Source organism: Nonomuraea sp. NPDC051941, from assembly GCF_044593615.1.
This window is the reverse complement of the sequence record NZ_JBIUCF010000061.1, coordinates 20,806-43,637: the sequence shown is the minus strand read 5'-3', so window position 1 is coordinate 43,637 and position 22,832 is coordinate 20,806. Positions and strand designations below refer to the sequence as shown.

Genomic DNA, 22,832 nt, shown 5'->3' with positions numbered 1-22,832 from the left:
ACCAGCATGTACATACTTGGGAGCGCTCCTAAAAATGACGGATCGGCAGCCGACGCTGGACGAGGTGGCCAGGCGGGCGGGAGTGTCCAGGGGCACGGTGTCCCGGGTGATCAACAACGCCCCGCATGTCAGCCGGGCCGCTCGGCAGGCCGTGGAACGAGCCATCAAGGATCTGGGCTACGTGCCCAACGTCGCCGCCCGCTCGCTGGCCACCCAGCGCAGTGGCGCGGTCGTGCTGGCGGTCTCCAGCGACGACCAGGCCCTGTTCACCAACCCCTTCTTCGCCGAGGTCATCGTCGGGGTGAACGCCGTCATGGAGGAAACCGACCTTGAGCTGCTGCTGATCCTGGCCGCCTCCGAGCGCGGCCGCAACCGGCTGGCCCGTGTCCTGCAGTCACGCAGGGCCGACGGTGTCATGCTGCTGGCCCTGCGGGAGAACGACCCCCTGGCGAAGGTGGCCGCCGAGGGCGGCGTCCCCGTGGTCTACGGCGGACGCTCCCTCGGCGGGTCCAACGACTGGTACGTGGACGCCGACAACCGCGACGGCGCTCGCCAGGCGGCCGAATACCTGATCTCCACCGGCCGCACCCGGATCGCGACCATCACCGGGTCGCTCGACATGCACGTCGGCGTCTCCCGCTACCTGGGCTTCCGCGACGCGCTGGCGCTGGCCGGACTCGGAGACGAGCGGGTCGCGCACGGCGACTTCACCGAGGCGAGCGGAGCCGCTGCCATGGCTCACCTCCTGAAAGAGCACCCGGATCTCGACGCCGTGCTGATCGCCTCCGACGAGATGGCCGCGGGCGCGCTCGGCGTGCTGAAGGAGCACGGCCGGGCCGTGCCCGATGAGATCGCGGTCGTGGGGTTCGACGACGTGGTGACCGCCCGGCACACCCATCCCGCCCTGACCACGGTGCGCCAGCCCATCAAGGCCCTCGGCCGCGAGATGACCCGCATGCTGCTCGCCCTGATCCGCGGCGAGGAGCCCACCCCACTCATCCTCCCCACCGAACTGGTCATCCGCGAATCCGCCTGAGCTGCCTGCTCACCGTGAATGCGCCGGGGTGCGCCGTCGGTAGACGACGTAGGGGCGCCACAGGTAGGCGATGGGCGCCGACCAGACGTGGACGAGTCTGGTGAACGGCCAGATCGCGGCGAGCAGCCAGGCGCACAGCGCGTGAAGTCGGAAGATCAGTGGTACGTCGGCCATCAGACCGGGGTCGGGGTGGAGGGTCAGGATTCCGCGGAACCAGACGGCGATGGTGGCGCGGTAGTCGTAGCCGCCGCCGAGCAGGTTCTTGCCCACGGTGGCGCTCATGCCGAGCAGGATGACCACCGTGAGGACCGCGAACAGGACCTTGTCGGCCCGGGTGGTGGTACGGCGTACCCGCGGGCTGGTGAGCCGGCGGGCCAGCAGCAGCAACGGCGAGGAGCTCCGAGCTCGGTCGTTCACGGCAGAGAGACTGACTCGACAACCTCGGACAGCGGGCGGCGGACCGCGACTTTGGCGTCGAACGTGATGCTGAGGCGCATGATCATCTGCGGGTACTCTCCGAAGCAGAGCTCTTGGCGCAGCAACTCCCGCAGCTGCTGCATCTCCAGCGCCTGGGTGTGGAAGGCAGCGCTCACCCCGGATGCGCCGGCGTGCAGCAGGACCCCTTGGAGGGCCTGTCCCGCGGCGATCCATTCCCGGCGGCCGTCGCCGGGGGTGGTGAGCAGAGCCACGACTCCGGTAGAGGTCGACGCGGCTTGGCCGGCCGTCGTGCCCCAGTCATGCCGCCAGGCGTAGTCGCGTTGCGCGAAGGGCGGATGGGTGTTCGCGGGCTCGGCGGGGTAGGCGCCGGCGGGCACGCCGTCGGTGCGGGCGCTGCTCGATCTCGGCGTTCAGTGCCGCGGTGTGCTCGTCAGGAGTACTGCTCCCGCCCAGCCGCACCGTGGCCAGCAGCGCGAGCCGACCCGGGTCGGGCAGCACCCGCACCACGGGCTCGTACCCGTGGCAGCGCAGCGCCGTGGTGAGGTTGAACAGCGCAGCCCCACAACTGATCAGCTGCTGCCTGCCTTCGGGGTCGCTGAAGCGTAGTTTCCTGTTGGCGTCGGCGCGTACGCTGATCTCCTCGCCGGAGACGGCGAACGTCCACGGCTGGGTGTTGTGCACGGACGGGGCCCAGGCGGCGGCCTTCAGCGCCGCGTGGATGGCGAGGGCGAAGGTCCCACGTCCGGCGGACCAACGGACGCGTCGGACGGTCCGGTCAGGCGGCGGCGGAAGACCCAGTAGGTCCAGGCCTGGTAGGCCAGCACCACAGGGGTGAAGATGACAGCGACCCAGGTCATCACCGTCAGCGTGTACGGCGTGGAGGCGGCGTTGGTCACGGTGAGGCTGTTGGCCGGGTCCAGGGCCGGCAGCACGTTCGGCCACAGACCGGTGAACAGCGCGGCCACGACCGCGACCACGGCGAGCGCGCTGGCGGTGAAGGCCCACCCGTCGCGGCCGCGCAACGTCGCGGCCAGGGCGCCGATCAGGCCGAGCGCGACCAGCGTGACAGCGGTCCACCAGACCGGCCTGCCGCCACCGCCCGCGGCCAGCAGGAACGCCATCACCACCAGAATCGTCACCGGGCTCAGGCTCTTGGCCGTACGCGTCGCGCCTCGGCGCAGCTCGCCCGTGGTGCGCAGAGCCAGGAAGATCGCGCCGTGCAGGGTGAAGAGCAACAGTGTGGCCAGCCCTCCGAACAGCGCGAAAGGGTTGAGCAGGGTGAGCAGGGTGCCGGTGTACTCGTGGTCGGCGTCCAGGGGAACGCCGCGCACGATGTTGGCGAAGGCAACGCCCCACAGGAAGGCCGGGCCGAGCGAGCCCCAGAAGAAGGTCCGGTCCCAGCCGCGCGTGCTGTCGGATTTGCTGCGGTACTCCAGTGCCACCCCGCGCGCGATCAGGGCCAGCAGGATGAGGAACAGCGGCAGGTAGAAGCCGCTGAACAGGGTTGCGTACCACTCGGGGAACGCGGCGAACGTGGCCCCGCCCGCCACCAGCAGCCACACCTCGTTGCCGTCCCACACCGGGCCGATCGTCTTGACGATGATGCGCCGCTCCGCCTCGTCTCGGCCCAGGACCGGCAGCAGGATGCCGACCCCGAAGTCGAAGCCCTCCAGCACGAAGTAACCGGTCCACAGCACCGCGATCAGTACGAACCAGACAGTGGTCAGTTCCATGGCGCAATCCCTCAGTAGCTCAGGGCGGGCAGGGCGGCTTCGGACTCGGCCTGCTCGTGCGGCCCGATCCGGATGAACTTCAGCAGAAGCCGCACCTCGATGATGGCCAGCACGGCATAGACGAGGGTGAAGCCGGCCAGCGTGATGGCGACCGAGACGACGTCGGCACCCGGAGAGACCGCCGCGGCGGTCCGCATCAGACCGAAGACGGTCCACGGTTGGCGGCCCATCTCAGTGAAGATCCAGCCCATGGAGTTGGCCAGGAACGGCAGGCCGATCCCGGCGATGGCCAGGCGGTAGGCCCAGCGGCCCGCAGGCAGCCGGCCGCGCCGGGTCAGCCAGAGTCCGGCCAGCGCGAGCAGGGCCGCCAGCGCGCCGAAGCCGATCATCAGCCGGAACGACCAGTACGTCAGCCCGACGACCGGCCGGTAGTCGCCCGGGCCATAGACCGCCTGGTAGCGGGCCTGGATGTCGTTGATGCCCTCGACCTTGCCGTGCAGGGTGTTGGTGGACAGCAGGCTCAGTCCGTACGGGATCTGCAGGTTGATGTGGTTGCGACCGTGCCCGACATCACCTACGGCGAACAGCGAGAAGCCCGCCGAGCTCTCGTCCTCCCACAGGGCCTCGGCGGCGGCCATCTTCATCGGCTGCTGCTCGGTCATGATCTGCGCCTGCCAGTGACCGGAGAACGACACCCCGATTGCGGAGACGAGGCTGACCACCAGGGCCAGCCGGGCGGAGGTGCGGAAGAGATCGATGTCCCTCTTGCGGAGCAGAAACCAGGCGCTGATGCCGAGCACGAACGCGGCGGCCGTCAGGAACGCGCCGAAGATGACGTGGGGAAAGGTGACGAGCGTGGTGGAGTTGGTGAGCACGGCCCAGATGTCGGTCAGCTCGGCCCGGCCGTTGTTGATTCGGTAGCCGACCGGGTGCTGCATCCACGAGTTCGCCGCGAGGATGAAATAGGCTGAAATATTAGTCCCGATCGCCGCGAGCCAGATCGTGACCAGATGAAGCTTCGGCGATAGTCTGTCCCAGCCGAAGATCCACAGTCCGAGGAACGTGGACTCCAGGAAGAACGCCATCAGCCCTTCCATGGCCAGCGGCGCGCCGAACACGTCGCCGACGAAGCGTGAGTAGTCACTCCAGTTCATCCCGAACTGGAACTCCTGCACGATCCCCGTCACCACGCCCATGGCGAAGTTGATGAGGAACAGCCGCCCCCAGAACCGGGTCAGCCGCAGATACTCCGGCTTCTTCGTCCGATACCAGGCCGTCTGCAACCCGGCCACGATGATCGACAGCCCGATCGTGAGCGGCACGAACAGGAAGTGGTACACGGTCGTGATACCGAACTGCCAGCGGGAGAGATCGAGCACATCCATGCGGCCAGATTGGAGGACGGCCGTTCCGCCGCGTAGGGCCGAGCGGCTCTGCCCGGGAGGGACCTTGGTCCCACCGCACGTCCTGCACCGGTTCGCGGGCTCCCGTCCTGACGGTCCGGGCCGAAGGGGCTCCTCACGATCGGAGCCGGTCGTCCCGTTCCCAGACGAGGCTCTCGCGAACGCCGACGACACCGCCGAGCCCTTTGGCCATGTGCACGGCCGCCGCCGCCTCGGTGCGCGTCGAGGTACAGCCGGACAGCGTCACGATGCCGTCCTGCACCTGCACCACGATCCCGGTGTGGTCGTTCCACCGAGCCTGCTCGGGGATGGCCTCCTCGACCCAGCTCTTGAGCTCCGCGTCGTCCCGTACGTATGCCTTGAGCAGGTCTCGCCTGCTCACGACGCCCATCAGCCGCCCCTCCGCGTCCACCACGACCAAGCGCTTGACGTCGTGCTCTTCCATGAGCTGGGCGGCGGTCACGGTGGACACGTCCGGCGCGACCGTCATCGCCGGCGCCGACATCAGCTCGGCCGCCGTGGCGGCGTCGGCCTTCTCCTGACCGTGCTCACCGCGCCCGGCCAGCCTGCGGCGCAACCGGGCACGCAGCCGGGGCCGATAGTCCTCCCCGAAGTACTGCTCCCGGAACTCCTCCTTACGCAGCAGATCCGCCTCCGACACCACGCCGGCGACCCGCCCGTCGTCCTCCAGCACGGGTACGGCACTGACCCCACGCCGCACGAGCAGCTCGGCGACGTCCTTGAACGGCGTGTCGGGTTTCACCGAGGCCACATGCGTGGTCATCACGTCTCTCACGCTGATCCGCACCATCGGATGCTTCCCTTCCTCTGAACGTCCATGGCACCATCGCGCCGAAGGCGACCTGTAGGGCCGGAAGTCCCCCATGCCAACGCTTTGGTCAGGGCGCCTTTCCGCGGCAGGACCCCGCTGATCGGCCGTCTGTCCCAGGAGATTCGCCGCCCGGGACCACATCACGACCGAGCAGTCCCCTGCAGGGCTTCCGCGAGGGCCGAACAGCCTCGGAAGACAGGTCCAAAGTCCCTCCCGGGAGGTGACCTGCGGCCGTGACAGCAGGTCCGGCTTCGGATCTACTGTTCGGTCATGTCCGATGAGCGCCACCTGATCGGCCGCCTGCCTGGCAGGTGGTCGGTGGCGTCCATGACGGGCCTGCACCCTGACGGGCGGCGAGTCACACTTGTGAAAGCCCATCCCCAGACCCGCCGCCCGTTCGCCCCGCAGGCACAGGTCGCCGGCTTCGCGACTCCCATGACCGGCTTCCACGTCCGACGCGTCTTCGACGAGCGCCGTCCCGTGGACTGATCCGCTCATAACGGCCCTCAGCCGCACTTGCGCGGTTCGCCCCGCCAGCTCTTGGCGACCTGGGCACTGAATCGTGCGCATCGAGCCGTACGGCGCGGTGGCCCCGGCGACCAATGCCACCGCCACCCCACCCACCAGATGTCGCGCGAATGAGGTCAGCGGGCGTTGGCTTGCTGAGCCTTGCGATGACCAGCCACCGAGCGGATCACGGTCACCGTCAGAGCCAGGGTGAGCGCGGCGGTGACGGCCAGCAGACCCAGGCCGAGGCCGTAGGAACCGAACCGTCCGTAGATGAAGCCCATCACCAGCGGCGGTACGAAGCCGCCGAGGCCGCCGGCGGCGCCGACCAGGCCGGTCACGGTGCCGACCTTGTCCGAAGGTGCGACCTGGGCGACGAGAGCGAAGGTGGCGCCGCTGCCCGCGCCGAGCGCGGCGGCCATGGAGAGGAAGGCGACCGTGCCGAGCGGCACCAGTCCCGGTGTGAGCGCCTGCACCCCTGCCATGACGGCGATGAGGACGAATACCCCGGTCAGCACAGGAATGGGGCCGATGCGGTCCGACAGCCAGCCGCCGACTGGCCGGGCCAGGACGGCCAGCGCCACGAACCCGGCCATGCGGTTGGCGGCGTCGGCCTGTTCGAGCCCGTAGCCGGTCTGCAGGTAGGCGGGCAGGTAGACGGAGAAGGCGACATAGCCGCCGAAGGCGACCGCGTACAACACGCACGCCTGCCAAGTGATCGGCAACTTCACCGTGGCCGCCATGCGTGCCATCAGAGGCTGGGCCACAACGGCGCGGCCGGGGGCGTCCCGCAGCACCAGCCAGGCGACGACGGCATAGGCGGCGAGAACCGTGGCGGTGATCAGGAAAGGGGTGGCCGCGCCGCCGGTTCTCACCAGGGGGACGGTGGTCAGCGCGCTGATCGCGGTGCCTCCCATCCCGGCCCCGAAGATGCCCACCGCCAGGCCGCGCCGCCGCGGCGGGAACCAGGCGTTGACGAACGGCACGCCGACGGCGAAGACGGTCCCGCCGATGCCGAGGAAGAACCCGCCGATCAGCAGCGCCGGCAGGGAGGTCTGCCCAGCCACGCCGATGAACAGGACGGGCACAATGGCGGCGGCGGAGATGAGGGGGAACATCACCCGTCCGCCGAAGCGGTCGGTCAAAGCGCCGACCGGGATGCGGCCGAGCGAGCCGACGATCACGGGTACGGCGACCAGCAGCGCCTGCTGCCCGGCCGACAACCCGAGCAGCTCCTTGAAACGCGGGCCTAACGGGCTGAGCAGCGCCCACGCCCAGAAGTTCACCGCGAAGCCCACGGTCGCCAGGCCGAGCATCAAAGCGGGCCTGCGGCCGGTCGGTGCGTTCGCCATGTCGTCCTCACACGATCGTGAATTCATGGGTGGCCGAAAGTGTCCTGGTCCGATCCCAGCTGACAGGTCCTGTGCCGGCCTATGGACCAAGGTCCCGACCTTCGGGGACTTACGGAGTGCGGATGTGACGGACGCGGCTCGGCCAGCGGCCGATCGCTTACGTTGCCCGCGTCCATCGGCACGAAGCCGTGTCCGGCGTTCACATCGACGGGCGGACGGCGCACCCGCGAGTCCCTGATCGTTGCCCGCCGGCCTCCGGGCGCTCGGTCATACCCGCGCTCCCAGCAGGATGTGGGCGACCACATCGGCGGCCGAGTGGTCGTCCGGGAGGTCGTCGAGGAAGGCCGCGTCCTGGCCGAGCGTGAGCAGTGGGGGCTCGTCGTATCCGTCGGCGCGGTGCTGCCCAAGGCCGATGGAAGCGAGCAGGCCGTTGCACAGGCAGCGCCGGTCGGCCGCCTCCTCCGCAGGGCGCCCCTTACGCACGTAGGTATCCACTGGCTCGGCCGGGCAGCGGTAGCCGATCGAGCCGTCCGCCTTCTGGTACGGCGTGCGCAGGTAGCCCAGGTCGCACAGCCGCGGGCGCGCCTCGTACACCTCCTGCTCCGACAGCGTCCCCGCCACGGCGGCGACCTTGAACGGGAACCCGGTGGGCGAGGCACGCGGGTCGTTGCGTACCTGAAGGGCGCCGCTCGCTGCCTGCTCGCGCAGGCGCCTGCGCAGGCCGGGGTCGAGGCCGGACTCCCGGCACAACGCGAAGGCCGACCCCACCTGGACCCCCTCCGCGCCTGCCTTCCAGGCCCGCTCGAGCCCACCGGGCGTGCCGTATCCGCCCGCCAGCCAGAACGGCAGCCCGAGCGCGGCGACCTTGCCCAGGTCGACCTCGTCGCGCGGCCCGTACACCGGCTCCCCCGCCGGGTCGAGCGTCATCCGGCCACGCGGCGGCGCACTGTGCCCGCCCGCCGCCGGGGTCTCGATCACGAATCCCTCCGGCCTGGTCACCGGGGAGCGGGCCAGGTAGGCGGCCAGCACGTGCGACGACACGACCGCCAGCAATCTGGGCCGCGGCAGCGGCGTCAGGTGGTGGCCGAGCAGCCGTACCGGATCGATCCCGATCGTGTGTCCGTCGCCACCCGCCACAGCCACCGAGATCCGCGCGGGACGGTGCTCGGCCAGGCCGTCGAGCAGCCGCGGGATCTCCGCAGGGATGCCGGCGCCAACCAGCACGTAGTCGGCGCCGGCCAGCATCGCCCCGTAAACGGCGGCCGGGGTGGCGAGCTGGATCTTCTCCAGGTAGTTCACCCCGACGGGCCCGTCGTGGCCCTCCTTGGCGAGAAAGACCTCGGCGAAGTTGGCCACCACGGCCAATTCGTCCCGGGCGCGGTTCTCCCGCAGCCCAAGTCGGGGCACGGGCCGGTACGGCACCTTTCGGCCGGTGCCGCCGGGCACGAAATAGCGGCCGAGCACCCGCTCGGCGATCTCGGGCACAGGAAAGCAGGCCAGCGCGCGGCGCAGGTGGCCGCCCGGGTCGCCGCGCTGCAGTCTTCTGGCCAGAGTGACGTCCAGCGCCGTGCCCGACACCACACCCAATTGCCCGGTCGCGGCGACCGCCCGGGCCAGCCGCCAGCCGGACACGCCCACGCCCATCCCGCCCTGGATCAGGACGGGCCGCACCGGCTCAGCCACGCCGGGCCTCCCGCGTGCGCCTGACGGCCGGCAGCCGGTCGAGGTCGGCGTACAGGTCCATGGTCGCGTCGTCGACACGGCGGAGTCGCCACGGTTGGGTGTTGTGCACTGAGTGCGCCGCGGCGGCTCGCGTGGCGAAGGGCTTCTTCCCGTCCTCGGGCTGCGGGACGGCGTAGAGCGCAGCGCCGGTTCCGGTCATAGGGGCATTCCCAGCGCAGGGGTAAGAACGGACATGGACCCAAGATCCCGCGTTGCGCCGTGTTCACAGCAGGGACCAAAGTCCTTCAGAGCGCGTCCGATGGACCGTCGCCGGCTGCGTGGGGAATCCGGAACCATGCTGCCCGGCGAGGTCGGGACCAAGGTCCCTAGGCCGGTCCCGACAGATCCGAGATATTCGGACCCATGACACCCATGCAGAAGATCGATGCGTACTGGCGTGCCGCGAACTATTTATCCGTGGGCCAGATTTACCTCCTCGACAACCCGCTGCTGACCGAGCCGCTGCGGCCCGAGCACGTGAAGCCGCGCCTACTCGGCCATTGGGGCACCACGCCGGGGCTGAACTTCTGCTTCGCCCACCTCAACCGGATCATCGCCGAACGCGGCCAGGACATGATCTACATCGCCGGCCCCGGCCATGGCGGCCCGGCGGCGGTCGCCCACGCGTGGCTGGAAGGCACCTACAGCGAGAAATATCCAGACATCTCGCAGGACGCCGCCGGTATGCGGCGGCTGTTCCGCCAGTTCTCCTTCCCGGGCGGCATCCCCAGCCATGTCGCGCCCGAGACGCCCGGCTCCATCCACGAGGGCGGCGAGCTCGGCTATTCACTCGCGCACGCCTTCGGTGCGGCCTTCGACAACCCGCGCCTCGTGGTCGCCTGCGTCGTCGGCGACGGCGAGGCCGAGACGGGCCCGCTTGCCGCGAGCTGGCACTCCAACAAGCTGCTCGACCCCTACCGTGACGGGGTGGTGCTGCCCATCCTGCACCTGAACGGCTACAAGATCGCCAACCCCACCGTGCTCGCCCGCATCCCCGAGGAAGAGCTGGTCAAGCTCATGGAGGGGTACGGCTACCGCCCGCACCTCGTCGGCCCAGACCACGAGGAGATGGCGCGGACCCTGGATGAGGTGTTCGACCAGATCGCCGCCTACAAGGACGGCCGCGCGGACCACCTCCCCATGATCATCCTGCGGACGCCGAAGGGCTGGACCGGGCCGCGCGAGGTCGACGGGCTGCCGGTGGAGGGCACCTGGCGAGCCCACCAGGTGCCGCTGTCCGGCGTCCGCGACAACCCCGAACACCTGGCCATGCTGGAGGCGTGGATGCGCTCCTACCGGCCGGAAGAGCTGTTCGACGCCGACGGCAGGCCGCTGCCCGCGCTGCTGCAGACGGTGCCCGAAGGGCCGCTGCGGATGAGCGCCAGCCCGCACGCCAACGGCGGCGAGCTGCTGAAGCCGCTGCGACAGCCGGACTTCCGCGACTACGCCGTGGAGGTCAAATCACCCGCGCAGCAGACCAGCGAACCCACCCGAGTGCTCGGCCAATTCCTCCGCGACGTGATCGCCGCCAACCCGCACAACTTCCGGCTGATGGGCCCCGACGAGACCGCCTCCAACAGGCTGCAAGCCGTCTTCGACATCACCGACCGCGCGTGGAACGCCGCCATCGAGCCCACTGACGAGCATCTGGCCGCCGGCGGCCGGGTGATGGAGGTCTTGAGCGAGCACCTGTGCCAGGGCTGGCTGGAAGGCTACCTGCTGACCGGCAGGCACGGCCTGTTCAACTGCTACGAGGCATTCATCCACATCATCGACGCCATGTTCAACCAGCACGCCAAATGGCTGCAGGCCTCCAAGCGGATCCCGTGGCGGCGGCCCGTCGCCTCGCTCAACTACCTGCTGTCCTCACACGTGTGGCGGCAGGACCACAACGGCTTCAGCCACCAGGACCCCGGCTTCCTCGACCTCGTCGTCAACAAGAAGGCCGAAGTCGTCCGCGTCTACCTGCCGCCGGACGCCAACACCCTGCTCTCCGTCGGCGACCACTGCCTACGCTCCCGCGACTACATCAACGTGATCGTCGCCGGCAAGCAACCGGTGCTCGACCTGTTCACCATGGACGAGGCCATCGCGCACTGCACCCGCGGGCTGGGCATCCTGCCCTGGGCCTCCACCGACTCCGGCACCGAACCGGACGTCGTGCTGGCCTGCGCCGGCGACGTCCCCACCCTGGAGACCCTCGCCGCCGCTGCCATCCTGCGCGAGCACCTGCCGTCCCTGAAAGTACGGGTCGTCAACGTCGTGGACCTCATGCGGCTGCAGCCCCCGTCGGAGCACCCGCACGGCATGCCGGACGCCGAGTTCGACACCCTCTTCACCACCGACAAGCCGATCATCTTCAACTTCCACGGCTACCCGTGGCTGATCCACCGCCTCACCTATCGCCGTCACGGCCACCGCAACCTCCATGTGCGCGGCTACAAGGAAGAAGGCACCACCACCACGCCGTTCGACATGGCCATGCTCAACGACATCGACCGCTACCACCTCGTCATGGACGTCATCGACCGCGTCCCCGGCCTCGGCACCACCGCCGCGCACCTGCGCCAGCGGATGATCGACGCCCGTCTCCAAGCCCGCGCGTACACCCGCGAGCACGGCGAGGACCCCGTGGAAACAGGCTCGTGGACATGGCCGGCCACATTCTCGTCCTGAACACCGGATCCTCGTCGATCAAGTACGAACTGGTGGACGTCGAGACCCACGAACGTCCGGCCGGCGGCCTGGTCGAACGCATCGGCGAGGAGACCGGGCGGCTCATCCACCGGACCGGGGACAGGCCGCCGTACGTGCGGGAGCGGCCCTTCCCCAGGCATGGCGAGGGGCTGGACGCGATGATGGATGCGTTCGCCGCGGCGGGGCCCGAACTGGAGCCCGTCGCGGTCGGGCACCGCATCGTCCATGGCGGCACCCGCTTCACCGAGGCCGTGCTGATCGACGACGACGTGGTCGCGGCCATCGAGGAACTGGCCCCGCTCGCTCCCCTTCACAACCCGGTCAATCTCACCGGCATCCGGGTCGCGCGCAAGGCGTTCCCCGAGGTGCCGCAGGTGGCCGTGTTCGACACCGCCTTCCACCGCACCCTGGCGCCCGAGGCCTACACCTACGCCGTGCCTCGGGAGTGGGGCGTGCGGCGCTTCGGCTTCCACGGCACCTCTTGCGCGTACGTCTCCCGCCGCGCCGCCACCTTCCTCCGCCGCGACCTGGCCGACCTCAATCTGATCGTGCTGCACCTGGGCAACGGCGCCAGCGCCACCGCCGTCTCCGGCGGGCGCAGCATCGACACCTCCATGGGCATGACACCCCTGGAGGGGCTGGTCATGGGCACCCGCTCCGGCGATGTCGACCCGGCCCTCACCGGTTACCTCGCCCGCGTGAACGGGCTGGACGCCCAGCAGGTCGAGCACGCGCTCACCCACCACAGCGGCCTGCTCGCCCTGGCCGGCACCGGAGACATGCGCGAAGTACGCGCCCGCGACGACGACGCCGCCCGTTTGGCCCTGGACATCTACACCCGCCGCATCCGCAAATACGTCGGCGCTTACTACGCGCTGCTCGGACGGGTGGACGCGATCGTGTTCACCGGCGGCGTGGGCGAACACGACCCCGCCACCCGGGCCGAATCCCTGACCGGGCTCGAACGGCTCGGCATCGCCGTGGACCAGGCACTCAACCAGGCCGACACGGCCGGCGAGCGGCCCGTCTCCCCCGCGGGTGCCGAAGTGCCCGTGCTGGTCATCCCCACCAACGAGGAATGGGAGATCGCCCGCCAGGCCCACGCACTCGTTTCCCCGATTGCGATCCCGCCGACCGGCCATCCTCCAGTCCAAGGGGACGTGCCGGCGTAGCCGGGTGCCGCCCTCCTCAGGAGCGTCCCGTTCGGCGGTGCCGCCCAGTGGCATGAACCCCAACTGCCCGCCTCCGGCCGCTCGGCATCACGCCGCGCCTCGGCCCAGCTCCAGCGCGACCGCCGCCTGACCCGCGAATGACTCCACCATCTGCTGATCGGCCCCGCTGAACGACTGCCGGCCGCCCAGCCGCTGCCGGCCGATCGCCGGGTGGCCCTCGTGGGCAACTCGGGCGGACCGCAGGCGATGGCCGCCCCCACCGACACGGCCCGGCTGCTCGGCTGCTACGGCGTGACGCCGGTGGAGTTTGTCGACGTGGACAGCCCTGAGGTCGCCGCCGCGGCGGCCTCCCGCGTGGGCCGCCCGCCGTGCTCAAGGCCACAGGTCCCGTGCGCAAGAGCGAGGTCGGCGGGGTCCGGCTCAACCTTCAGACCCCCGATGAGGTACGGCAGGCATATCACGACATGTCAGCGCGCATAGGCACGGAGATGACCGGCGCGATCGTCCAGCGCTGCGGCGGAACGCGCTGACCAACGGCCGTCCCGTTCGGGACCTCCGCCCCTAAAGCTCCGGCCATTCGCGAGATGCGATGGAAGTGACACAACAAGGAGGAAGGCATGAACGCCATCGTGCACCGGGAGCGAGGACTCTTCCCGGAGATCCTCGACCTGCTCCAAGTCCCGCTCGCCGAGCGCAAGCCGGCCGGCACCCGCATCCTCGTGCAGAAGCCGGAAAAGAGCTGACCGGCGATGCGCATGACCGTCGAAGACGTGATGACGACCAAGGTCATCTCCGTCACCACCGCCACCCCGTTCAAGGACATCGCCCAGGCGCTCATCACCGGCGGCATCAGCGCCGTCCCGGTGCTGGACGACGACGAGCACGTGATCGGCATGGTCTCCGAGGCCGACCTGCTCCGTAAGGAGGAGTTCCGCGAGGAGTTCTACCGCGAGGGTTTCCGGCCGCCGCTGCGCGCGCGGCTGCGCCACACCGTCGGCAGCGAGGGCAGCGGCTTCTACAAGGCCCTCGGCGAGACCGCCGGCGAGCTGATGACCGCCCCCGCTCACACCACCACCCCCGACGCCTCCGTCGTGCTCGCCGCTCGGCAGATGGACAAGTACGGCGTCAAGCGCCTGCCCGTGGTCGACACCGGCGGCAGGCTCGTCGGCATCGTCAGCCGCCGCGACCTGATCAAGATCTTCCTCCGCGACGACGCCGACATCGCCACCCAAGTTCGGGAAACCCTCCACAGCGACACCCTCGGCGTGGAGGTCACCGTGGCCGACGCCGTGGTGACCCTGTCCGGAACTCTCGTCGAGCACAGCCAGGCCGTCAAAGCCGTCCGCCTGACCGAGAACAACGACGGCGTCGTAGCCGTGCACGACAAGCTCAGCTGGAAGAACGACGACATCGTCAACTACCCGGTGTGGGGCGGCGCCTGACATAGAACTGGCCGTCCTCTACTCGCTGAAGCTGCTGATCGGCGTCCTGCGCGAGCGCGGATCACGCCGTCGTGGGTCCGACCGTCCACGACGGCGTGATCCGCCAGAGTCACATCGTGATCCACCGCGCCGACCGGAAGGCCGGCGACGGCGCGTCGCCCGTCAAGTGCCTTGCACCGTACGCGCGGGTCGAGCGCCGCCGCAGGCGCCGGCGCATCTCGCCTGCCTCGTCGCGGTACCAGAGGACATTGGTCCCGCCCGCCGATGCGCCCTCGGCGGACCTGCTTGATGTAGTCGCGCAGCTGTTCACAGTTGGTGGCGTCGACGTTCCCGTCAATGACGATCACGGCGATACCGGGCAGATGCCGTGTGACAGCCATGGCGTCGTCATCGTGTCCCATCCCTTTCCCGGCACGGTCACTGCAATGCCTTCACAAACGGTAATGCTCTGCTACGCTAAGTATCCAAAGACGGAGTTGCGAAAATACGCAATTACTAAGAATATGAGGGGTGTATGCCGACGACAGTGTGGAGGTGGTCACGTGAGCGGGGCGTTTGCCGAAGCGGTCCGAGAGCGAGCCCGGCTGGCCCGGGTGGCGTTGCGCGCTGCCCATCGCGAGCAGGATCCGAACGAGACTCTTGTGGCAGAGGCGGAGTGGGAGCACATCGCGCGCGTTGCCCGCACTCACGGGGTCGGCCTGGCGGAGGATCTCGCGACAGGCATGGGGCCCGTCGCGGAGGAAAGCCTGCCGGGTGAGCGGGAGCAGGGGCCGCAGCGCTGATGTCGGTACCACTGTATGAGGCCAAGGCGGAGCTGTTCCGGCTGTTGGGCCACCCGGTGCGGATCCGGGTGCTGGAGCTGTTGCAGGACGGGCCGAAACCGGTGCGGGAGCTGCTGGCAGAGATCGAGGTGGAGCCGACCGGGCTGTCGCAGCATCTGGCCGTGTTGCGCCGGTCAGAGCTGGTGACCGCTCGCCGAGAGGGCTCGACCGTGGTGTACGCGCTGTCCGGCGGGGACGTGGCCGAGCTGCTACGCGCGGCCCGCCAGCTGCTGAGCGCCAAACTGTCGGGTCAGCACGCGTTGCTGAGCGAGCTGCTGCAGGCCGATACCGGGCGTGGCTGACAATCACCAGGGCCGAGGGGGCCCGCTCGGCCACGCGTCAGGTTCTCCCGCCCGCCGCGCGATCGCTGGACGAGGTGAGCTCCTCGCCGAACTGCGCGACGCCGACGCCGGACGACCCCGGCCTGGATGATCCCTGCGGCATGTACCCAACGTTGGAGCACCAGGCAGGGAGTCCAGGGAGTCATCGTGGCGAGGTTGTGGCGGAAGATCAAGAAAACGGGCCGGGTGGCCGAGCCGGCGCCGCCGAAGTCGAGCTCGGCCGTCAAGGTCGGCGAGCTGGTCGGGTCGGTGCAGCTCCGGCACGTGGACGCGGGCTCGTGCAACGGCTGTGAGGTGGAGATCGCCTCGGCGTTCGGCCCGGTCTATGACGCCGAACGGTACGGGGCACGGTTGGTGGCCTCGCCCCGACACGCCGACGCGCTGGTGGTCACCGGTCCGGTGACGCGCAACATGGAGGTGGCACTGCGCCGGACGTTCGAGGCTGTGCCCGAGCCGCGGCTGGTGGTCGCGTTGGGCGACTGCGCGCGCAACTGCGGGGTGTTCGCGGGCGCGTACGGCGTGGCGGGGGCCGTCGGCGACGTGGTCCCGGTCGACGTGGAGGTGCCGGGCTGCCCGCCGCGTCCGGAGGAGATCGTCGCGGCGCTGCGCGATCTGACCGGTAGATGACGGGTACCTTGCTGGCCGGGGCGGTGGGCCTGTGCGTGGTGACGGCGGTGGCTGCCCTGCTCGTGCCGGATCGGGCCCGCGCGCTGGTCACGGGGCTGGGGACGGCGGGTGCCGGCGGATTCGGCGTGGCTGCCGGTGTGGCGGCCGCCCTGGGCGGGCGGTGGAGCGTCTGGCTGCCGGAGCTGCTGCCGCTGGCCGGGGTTCGGTTGTCGCTGGACGGGCTGGGCGGGCTGTTCGTCGCGGTGACGGGCGGCGTGGCGGTGTGCGCGTCCCTGTACGCCATCGGATATGCCCGCGAGCACGGCCGCATCGTGCACGGCGTGCTGCCGTTGTTCGTCGGTTCGATGCTGCTGGTCCCGGCGGCGGCGAGCGTGAGCACGCTGCTGCTGGCCTGGGAACTGATGGCGCTGACCTCGCTGCTGCTGGTGCTCGCCGAGCACGCCCACCGGCCGCAGGTGGGGCGGGCCGGCATGTGGTATGCGGTGATGACCCACCTGGGGTTCGCCGCGATCCTGGCCGGCCTGGCCTTGTTCGCCGCTCACGCCGGCGGCGAAACCTTCGAGCAGTTGCGGGCTGCGGAGCTGCCTGCGGCGGCACGGAACACGGTGTTCCTGGCGACGCTGATCGGGTTCGCCTCCAAGGCGGGCATCGTACCCGTGCACGTGTGGCTGCCCCGGGCGCATCCGGAGGCGCCGAGTCATGTCTCGGCGCTGATGAGCGCGGCCATGGTGAACATGGGGGTGTACGGCATCGTCCGGGTCGCCCTGGACCTGCTGGGCGGCGGAGCGACGTGGTGGTGGCTGGTGACGCTGGGCGCGGGCGCGTTGTCGGCCCTGTATGGCATCTTGCAGGCCGCCGTCTCCTCCGACCTGAAACGGCTGCTGGGCTACTCCACGACCGAGAACATGGGCTTGGTCCTGGTCGGGGTGGGCGCCGCCGGGTTCTTCGCCCGCTCGGGAATACCGGTCCTGGCGGGGTTGGCGTTGACGGCGGCGCTGTTGCACGTGGTCAATCATGCGGGCTTCAAGACGTTGCTGTTCCTGGCGGCGGGTTCAGTGCTGCGGGCTACCGGCGTGCGGGATCTGGACGCGCTCGGCGGGTTGCGGGCCCGCATGCCCGCCACCTCCGTGCTGTTCGCGATCGGCGCGCTGTGCGCCTCGGCGCTGCCTCCCGGTAACGCCTTCGTCAGCGAGTGGCTGCTGCTGCAGAGCCTCATCCACGCGCTGCCTGCCTCCGGGGTGGCCGGGGCGGTGACGATGCCGCTGGCCGTGGCGGTGATCGCGTTGTCGGCGGGGCTGGCGGTGGCCACGTTCGTCAAGGCCTTCGGCATCGGCTTCCTGGCCCGGCCCCGCAGCCCGGGGGCCGAGCGTTCGGCGGAGAGCCCGGCCACGATGCTGGCCGGCATGGGCGTCACCGCCGCCTGCTGCGCCGTGCTGGCGCTCGCCCCGGCCGTGGTGCTGCCCGCCCTGTCGGCGGCCGTGACCGTCGTCCTGCCGGGGCAGCCCGCGGTGTCCGGCCAGGTGGCCCTGCATCTGAACGGGGTGGTGGGGACGATCTCCCCGGCGCTGATCACGATCGCGCTGGTGGCCGCCGTCGCCCTGGTGCCGACGGCGCTGCGGCTGGTGGCCGGCCGGCGGGCGCGGCGCATGGCCAGGTTGTGGGACTGCGGTGCCGGCCCGATGACGGCCCGGATGGAATACACCGCCACCTCGTTCGCCGAGCCGCTGCAGCGGGTCTTCGACAACGTGCTCGCCCCGGAAAGGGATGTGCATGTCACCCCGGCGAAGGAGTCGGCCTATCTGGTGGCGCGGGTGCGGTTCCAGGCGCGGATCCCCGACCGCGTCGAACACCGCCTCTACCAACCGGTCCTGGCGGCGATGGAGGCGCTGGGCGGTTCGGCGCGCAAACTGGCCAACGGCAGCGTGCACCGGTATCTGGCCTACGGCTTCTACGCGCTGATCGGCGCCCTGATCGTGCTGGCGGTGATCCGGTGACCGCGCTGATTCAGGTGATCCTCGTCGTGGCGGGCGCGCCGCTGCTGGCCGGCATGATGCGGCAGATCCGCGCCCGGCTGGAGGGCCGGGCTGGTGCCGGGGTGTTGCAGCCGTGGCGGGATCTGCGCAAGCTGGCCCGCAAGCAGCCCATCACCGGCGATGGCACCGGCTGGGCGTTCCGTCTGGCGCCGCTGCTGCTGGCCGCGACCGCGCTGGTGACGGCCGCGGCGGTGCCGCTGGTGGCCACGGACTCGCCGCTGGACGGCGTCTCCGACCTGTTCGCCGTGGTCGCGCTGCTCGCGCTCGGGTCGGTGGCGCTCATCCTGGGCGGCCTGGACACGGGGACGGCGTTCGGCGGCATGGGCGCCAGCCGCGAAGTGACCATCCTGGCCCTGGTCGAGCCGACCATCTTGGTGTCGGTCTTCGCGCTGTCGGTACGGGCGGGCTCGACGAACCTGGCCGCGATCGTCACCTCGGTCGCCGAGAACCCGTGGGCGGTGCTGTCGCCGGTGAGCCTGCTGGCCGCCGCGGCTCTGGCGATCGTCACCATCGCCGAGACAGGCCGCATCCCCGTGGACAACCCCGCCACCCACCTGGAACTGACCATGATCCATGAGGCGATGGTGCTGGAGTACGCCGGCCCCGACCTCGCGCTGATCGAGTGGGCGTCGGCGGCCCGCCTGTCGGTGCTGCTCGGGCTGCTGGCCAGCCTGTTCGCACCCTGGGGGATCGCCACAGCCGACGCGGGGCCGATCGGGCTGATCGCCCTGCTGGTGGCGTGCCTGGCCTTGGCCGTCAAGGTCGCGGTGCTGGGCGCGTTGCTGGCGGCCGGCGAGGTGTTCATGGCCAAGCTGCGCCTGTTCCGGGTGCCGGAGCTGCTGGCCGGATCGTTCCTGATGGCGCTGCTGGCCGTGGCCGCGTCCTTCTTCCTGGCATGAGAGGGCCGGTATGAGTGATGCGGTGTACGTGCTGCTGCTGGACCTGGCGTGCGGCGCGTTCCTACTGACCGGGGTGCTGGTGCTGTGGCGCAGCGCCCTGTCGGCCATCGTGGGGCTGTTCGCCCTGCAAGGACTCGCCCTGGCGGCCCTGATCGTCGTGCTCGGCCTGCACCAGGGCGAGATCGAACTGGTCGCGGTGGGCGTGGGGGTCGGAGCGTTGCGCGCCGGGCTGCTGCCCCACCTCATGCGGCGCGCCCTGTCCGGCGGCGGCGACGCGCGCGAGAGCCGGCCGCTGGTCAACGTGACCACCTCACTCCTGGTCGCCTCCGTGCTGGCGATGCTCGCCTACGCGGTCTCCCAGCCACTCATACGGCTGGCGCCCAGCCCCGCCACCCAGGCCGTGCCCGTCGCGCTGACCGTGCTGCTGGTCGGCTTCTTCGTCCTGGTCACCCGACGGCGGGCGTTGTCGCAGGTGGTGGGCTTCCTGCTGATCGACAACGCGGTCACCGCCACCGCCTTCCTGACCACCAGCGGCGTCCCCCTGGTGGTCGAACTGGGCGTCTCGCTGGACGTGCTGCTGGTCGTCCTGGTGCTGCAGGTCCTCACCACCCGGATGCGGGCCGCGTTCGGCGGCACCGACCTCGACGAACTCAGGGAGCTGCACGACTGATGACATTCGCAGTGCTGGCGCCGGTCCTCGCGCCCCTGCTGGCGGCGTGCGGCTACGCCGTCCTCGGCTGGAACAAGGCCACCGCCTGGCTCGGCGCCCTGGCCGCCGGCGCCCTGCTCGCCTCCGCCATCCTTCTGTCGGGGACGGCGCAGGCCGTGACGGTGTGGGGGCTGCTGCGCGTGGACGCGCTCAGTTCCTTCATGCTGGTCGTCATCGGCGCCGTGGCGCTGCTGGCGATGCTGGCGATGCTGGCCAGCCCTGCCTACCTGGCCGCCGAACCGGCCACGGGACACACGCAAGCCCGGGCCGCCCGCCGGTTCGGCGTACTCACCCAATCCTTCATCGCCGCGATGGCGCTCGCGGTCCTGGCCTCCAACCTCGGGGTCATGTGGGTGGCCATCGAGGCGACCACCATCCTGACCGCCTTCCTGGTCGGCTTCCACCCCAGCAAGCAGGCCACCGAAGCCGCCTGGAAGTACGTCGTCATCTGCTCCGCGGGCATCGTACTGGCCTTCCTGGGCCTGGTCATCGTGCACTACGCCGCCCTGCACGCCGGCCTTGCCCCGTCCGACGCGCTGGACGGCGCGGCCCTGGCCCACCACGCCGCCGGCCTCGACCCGGGCGTGATGCGTATCGCCGCCGTGCTGCTCGTGCTGGGCTTCGGCGCCAAGGCCGGGCTGGCGCCGATGCACGCCTGGCTGCCCGACGCGCACAGCCAGGCCCCGGCGCCGGTGTCGGCGCTGATGTCCGGCGTGCTGCTGTCCGTGGCCTTCTACGCCATCCTGCGCGTCAAGGTCATCGCCGACGTGGCGCTCGGCCCTGCGACCATGCGCGTCCTGCTGGTCGCCGCCGCCCTCGCCTCGCTGGCTGTCGCCGCGCTGCTGCTGCTCGCCCAGCGAGATTACAAGCGGCTGCTGGCCTACTCCAGCATCGAGCACATGGGACTGCTCGCCCTCGGGGCCGCGATCGGCACCCGGCTGGCGCTGGCCGCCGTCCTGCTGCACATCCTCGGCCACGGGCTCGGCAAGTCGGCGCTGTTCCTGTCCTCCGGCCACCTCCACCAAACCCTCGGAAGCAGCCGCATCGACGCCGCCCGCGGCCTCGCCCAACGATCGCCGCTGCTCGCCGGCGCCTTCGGGCTCGGTTTGCTGGCTCTGCTGGGCATGCCACCGTTCAGCCTGTTCGCCAGCGAACTCGGCATCGTCCGGGCCGGGTTCGCCGCAGGGCTCGGCTGGGCGATCGCCCTGGCACTGCTGCTCATGCTGGTGATCGTCGCCGCCATCGGCCGACACGGGCGCCGCATGCTCCTCGGCACGCCCGACCCCGCCCTACCGCCCGTCACACCGCCCGCCACCATGCAGCCCACCGCACCAGCCATAGCCCTGCACAGGACCGCCACCGTCACGGTGATCGCGGCGCTGGTCGCCTGCGCGCTCCTGGGCATCACCACAGGCCCGCTGGGCGACCTGCTCCACGGCGCCGCCACCATCGCCGGAGCGACCCCATGACCGGCCCGACGCCGCACCGCACCATCGCCGACATCACCGCCGCCGAACTGGCCCCGGCCGCCGCCAAGCTGCTCGCCGACGATCATCGGCTCGCCCTGGTGTCGGCCCAGCAGCAGGCGCACGGCTTCGGCGTCGTCTACCTGTTCGTCGCGCCGAACCCCGACCGGCGCACCGAACTGCGCCTGCACCTGCCCCTGAACGACCCCGCGGTCCCCAGCCTCGCTGCCCTGTCCTTCCCCGCCGGCCGCTTCGAACGCGAGATGCACGATCTGTACGGCATCACGCCCGTCGATCATCCGCTTCCGCGTCGGCTGGTGCGCCACCACCACTGGCCGCGCGGCTGGTACCCGATGCGCGCCGACGCCGGGCCCCCGCCCGCCTTCGGCGACCCCGAAGGCCCCTACCCCTTCGTCACCGTCGAGGGACCCGGCGTGTATGAGATCCCGGTCGGCCCCGTGCACGCCGGGCTCATCGAACCGGGGCATTTCCGCTTCTCCGTGGTCGGCGAGACCATCCTCAAGCTCAAGGCCCGACTGTGGTTCGTGCACAAAGGCCTCGAGAAACTCTTCGAACACCGTAGCCCCGCCGATGCCCTGGCCCTGGCCGAACGCGTCAGCGGCGACACCACGGTGGGCCACACCCTGGCCTACTGCCTGGCCGTCGAGGAGGCCACCGGCACCCACGTGCCGCCGCAGGCCCAGCACGGCCGGGCCGTGCTGCTGGAGCTGGAACGCCTCTACAACCACGTCACCGATCTGGGCGCCCTGTGCAACGACGTCGCCCACGCCATCCTGCACGCCCACGCCGGACGCATCCGCGAACAACTGCTGCGCATCAACGACGAGGTCACCGGGCACCGCTTGCTACGCGGCGGCATCACCCTCGGCGGCGCCCGGCTGCGCGCCCTGCCCGACCCCGGCCAGCTCGCGGCCATCGGCGCCGACGTCGCCGAGATCGTCGAGCTCGCCCTCGGACACAGCGTCGTGGCTGACCGTTTCACCGGCACCGCCGTCCTGTCCGAACAGGCTGCCCGCGACCTCGGCACCCTCGGTTACGTCGCCCGGGCCAGCGGCGTCGACCTCGACGCCCGCCGCGATCACCCCTTCACCGACCTCTGCGCCGTCCCCACCGCAACCCGTGCCGGCGGGGACGTGCTGGCCCGCTTCCAGATCCGCGCCGACGAGATCGCCGCCGCCATCGACCTGATCACCCGCCTGGCCGAAGGGACGTTCCCCTGCGAGACGAGCGGCCCGCTCGCCGACGGAGTCTCCTACGGCGTCGGCATCGTCGAAGGTTGGCGCGGAACCATCGCCCACCGCGTCCAATTGGCCGCCGACGGCACCCTGGCCCGCGTGAAGATCGTCGATCCGTCCTTCTTCAACTGGCCTGCCCTGCCCGTCGCCCTGTCCGGCGCGATCGTGCCGGACTTTCCCCTCGTCAACAAGAGCTTCAACCTCTCCTACGCCGGCAACGACCTCTGATCGCCGCCCGCAGGACCGGCATCAACCCGTGATTCCCTATCGGGAGATCCAGCGCTCTTCCTCGGTTGCCGCAAACAGCGGCCTTGGCGGGGGTGGCCGGCCACGGCTGGCCGGTGCC

At 70.5% G+C, this 22,832-nt stretch carries 24 protein-coding genes; 15 read left to right on the top strand and 9 right to left on the bottom strand.

Features of this window, described 5'->3' with window-relative positions:
* Positions 1 to 34: 34 nt before the first annotated feature.
* Entirely contained in the window at positions 35 to 1,036 is a 1,002-nt protein-coding gene (locus ACIHFD_RS58370; RefSeq protein ID WP_363965137.1) for a LacI family DNA-binding transcriptional regulator, read from the top strand.
* Positions 1,037 to 1,045: 9 nt separating this feature from the next.
* Here the strand turns inward: ACIHFD_RS58370 and narI are convergent, their stop codons facing one another.
* The 6 genes from narI to ACIHFD_RS58340 all read right to left on the bottom strand — a co-directional run bounded on the left by narI (position 1,046) and on the right by ACIHFD_RS58340 (position 5,394).
* A complete protein-coding gene (gene narI / locus ACIHFD_RS58365) occupies positions 1,046 to 1,453 on the bottom strand; it encodes a respiratory nitrate reductase subunit gamma (RefSeq protein ID WP_397374285.1) in 408 nt (135 codons plus the stop codon).
* Complete coding sequence (locus tag ACIHFD_RS58360; protein ID WP_397374284.1) at positions 1,450 to 1,725, bottom strand: hypothetical protein; 276 nt, start codon at positions 1,723 to 1,725, stop codon at positions 1,450 to 1,452. The genes narI and ACIHFD_RS58360 overlap by 4 nt, the downstream gene beginning before the upstream one ends.
* A 46-nt stretch (positions 1,726 to 1,771) precedes the next feature.
* A complete protein-coding gene (locus ACIHFD_RS58355) occupies positions 1,772 to 2,155 on the bottom strand; it encodes a hypothetical protein (protein WP_397374283.1) in 384 nt (127 codons plus the stop codon).
* A 23-nt stretch (positions 2,156 to 2,178) separates the two neighbouring features.
* Positions 2,179 to 3,207, bottom strand: coding sequence for a cytochrome d ubiquinol oxidase subunit II (gene cydB, locus ACIHFD_RS58350; protein WP_397374282.1), 1,029 nt, complete (start codon positions 3,205 to 3,207; stop codon positions 2,179 to 2,181).
* A gap of 11 nt (positions 3,208 to 3,218) precedes the next feature.
* Positions 3,219 to 4,592, bottom strand: coding sequence for a cytochrome ubiquinol oxidase subunit I (locus ACIHFD_RS58345; RefSeq protein WP_397374281.1), 1,374 nt, complete (start codon positions 4,590 to 4,592; stop codon positions 3,219 to 3,221).
* Positions 4,593 to 4,725: 133 nt separating this feature from the next.
* The gene (locus tag ACIHFD_RS58340; RefSeq protein ID WP_397374314.1) at positions 4,726 to 5,394 is read right to left on the bottom strand and encodes a CBS domain-containing protein; all 669 of its coding nucleotides are present in this window, start codon (positions 5,392 to 5,394) and stop codon (positions 4,726 to 4,728) included.
* A gap of 318 nt (positions 5,395 to 5,712) precedes the next feature.
* On the opposite strand from ACIHFD_RS58340, the gene ACIHFD_RS58335 reads away from it, so the two are divergent.
* Positions 5,713 to 5,931, top strand: coding sequence for a hypothetical protein (locus ACIHFD_RS58335; RefSeq protein ID WP_397374280.1), 219 nt, complete (start codon positions 5,713 to 5,715; stop codon positions 5,929 to 5,931).
* A 155-nt stretch (positions 5,932 to 6,086) separates the two neighbouring features.
* On the opposite strand, the gene ACIHFD_RS58330 is transcribed toward ACIHFD_RS58335, so the two are convergent.
* From ACIHFD_RS58330 to ACIHFD_RS58320, 3 genes are all read right to left on the bottom strand, one after another.
* Entirely contained in the window at positions 6,087 to 7,301 is a 1,215-nt protein-coding gene (locus ACIHFD_RS58330) for an MFS transporter (RefSeq protein ID WP_397374279.1), read from the bottom strand.
* 267 nt (positions 7,302 to 7,568) lie between these two features.
* Entirely contained in the window at positions 7,569 to 8,984 is a 1,416-nt protein-coding gene (locus ACIHFD_RS58325) for a nitronate monooxygenase (RefSeq protein WP_397374278.1), read from the bottom strand.
* Positions 8,977 to 9,183 carry a hypothetical protein gene (locus ACIHFD_RS58320; RefSeq protein WP_397374277.1) on the bottom strand — a complete coding sequence of 69 codons (207 nt, stop codon included), beginning with the start codon at positions 9,181 to 9,183 and terminating at the stop codon, positions 8,977 to 8,979. The genes ACIHFD_RS58325 and ACIHFD_RS58320 overlap by 8 nt, the downstream gene beginning before the upstream one ends.
* A gap of 203 nt (positions 9,184 to 9,386) precedes the next feature.
* Here ACIHFD_RS58320 and ACIHFD_RS58315 point away from each other — a divergent pair, with 203 nt between their 5' ends.
* From ACIHFD_RS58315 to ACIHFD_RS58255, 13 genes are all read left to right on the top strand, one after another.
* On the top strand, positions 9,387 to 11,699 hold the full coding sequence (locus ACIHFD_RS58315) for a phosphoketolase (protein ID WP_397374276.1): 2,313 nt from the start codon (positions 9,387 to 9,389) through the stop codon (positions 11,697 to 11,699).
* Positions 11,675 to 12,892 (top strand): acetate/propionate family kinase, encoded by a 1,218-nt coding sequence (locus tag ACIHFD_RS58310; protein WP_397374275.1) that lies wholly within the window; start codon positions 11,675 to 11,677, stop codon positions 12,890 to 12,892. Before ACIHFD_RS58315 ends, ACIHFD_RS58310 begins: the two co-directional genes overlap by 25 nt.
* Positions 12,893 to 13,260: 368 nt before the next feature.
* On the top strand, positions 13,261 to 13,422 hold the full coding sequence (locus ACIHFD_RS58305) for an acetate--CoA ligase family protein (RefSeq protein WP_397374274.1): 162 nt from the start codon (positions 13,261 to 13,263) through the stop codon (positions 13,420 to 13,422).
* 87 nt (positions 13,423 to 13,509) lie between these two features.
* Complete coding sequence (locus tag ACIHFD_RS58300; protein WP_397374273.1) at positions 13,510 to 13,635, top strand: hypothetical protein; 126 nt, start codon at positions 13,510 to 13,512, stop codon at positions 13,633 to 13,635.
* 6 nt (positions 13,636 to 13,641) lie between these two features.
* Positions 13,642 to 14,334: a CBS domain-containing protein gene (locus ACIHFD_RS58295; RefSeq protein ID WP_397374272.1), complete on the top strand. Its 693-nt coding sequence runs from the start codon at positions 13,642 to 13,644 to the stop codon at positions 14,332 to 14,334.
* 71 nt (positions 14,335 to 14,405) lie between these two features.
* Positions 14,406 to 15,116 (top strand): hypothetical protein, encoded by a 711-nt coding sequence (locus ACIHFD_RS58290; protein WP_397374271.1) that lies wholly within the window; start codon positions 14,406 to 14,408, stop codon positions 15,114 to 15,116.
* Positions 15,116 to 15,457: a metalloregulator ArsR/SmtB family transcription factor gene (locus ACIHFD_RS58285; RefSeq protein WP_363965171.1), complete on the top strand. Its 342-nt coding sequence runs from the start codon at positions 15,116 to 15,118 to the stop codon at positions 15,455 to 15,457. Before ACIHFD_RS58290 ends, ACIHFD_RS58285 begins: the two co-directional genes overlap by 1 nt.
* Positions 15,458 to 15,643: 186 nt before the next feature.
* Positions 15,644 to 16,123, top strand: coding sequence for an NADH-quinone oxidoreductase subunit B family protein (locus tag ACIHFD_RS58280; RefSeq protein ID WP_397374270.1), 480 nt, complete (start codon positions 15,644 to 15,646; stop codon positions 16,121 to 16,123).
* Complete coding sequence (locus ACIHFD_RS58275; protein ID WP_397374269.1) at positions 16,120 to 18,117, top strand: proton-conducting transporter membrane subunit; 1,998 nt, start codon at positions 16,120 to 16,122, stop codon at positions 18,115 to 18,117. The genes ACIHFD_RS58280 and ACIHFD_RS58275 overlap by 4 nt, the downstream gene beginning before the upstream one ends.
* Positions 18,114 to 19,055 carry a respiratory chain complex I subunit 1 family protein gene (locus tag ACIHFD_RS58270; RefSeq protein WP_397374268.1) on the top strand — a complete coding sequence of 314 codons (942 nt, stop codon included), beginning with the start codon at positions 18,114 to 18,116 and terminating at the stop codon, positions 19,053 to 19,055. The genes ACIHFD_RS58275 and ACIHFD_RS58270 overlap by 4 nt, the downstream gene beginning before the upstream one ends.
* A 10-nt stretch (positions 19,056 to 19,065) precedes the next feature.
* The gene (locus ACIHFD_RS58265; protein WP_397374267.1) at positions 19,066 to 19,725 is read left to right on the top strand and encodes a hypothetical protein; all 660 of its coding nucleotides are present in this window, start codon (positions 19,066 to 19,068) and stop codon (positions 19,723 to 19,725) included.
* Complete coding sequence (locus ACIHFD_RS58260) at positions 19,725 to 21,233, top strand: proton-conducting transporter membrane subunit (RefSeq protein WP_397374266.1); 1,509 nt, start codon at positions 19,725 to 19,727, stop codon at positions 21,231 to 21,233. The genes ACIHFD_RS58265 and ACIHFD_RS58260 overlap by 1 nt, the downstream gene beginning before the upstream one ends.
* On the top strand, positions 21,230 to 22,714 hold the full coding sequence (locus ACIHFD_RS58255) for an NADH-quinone oxidoreductase subunit C (RefSeq protein WP_397374265.1): 1,485 nt from the start codon (positions 21,230 to 21,232) through the stop codon (positions 22,712 to 22,714). The genes ACIHFD_RS58260 and ACIHFD_RS58255 overlap by 4 nt, the downstream gene beginning before the upstream one ends.
* Positions 22,715 to 22,832 lie beyond the last annotated feature (118 nt).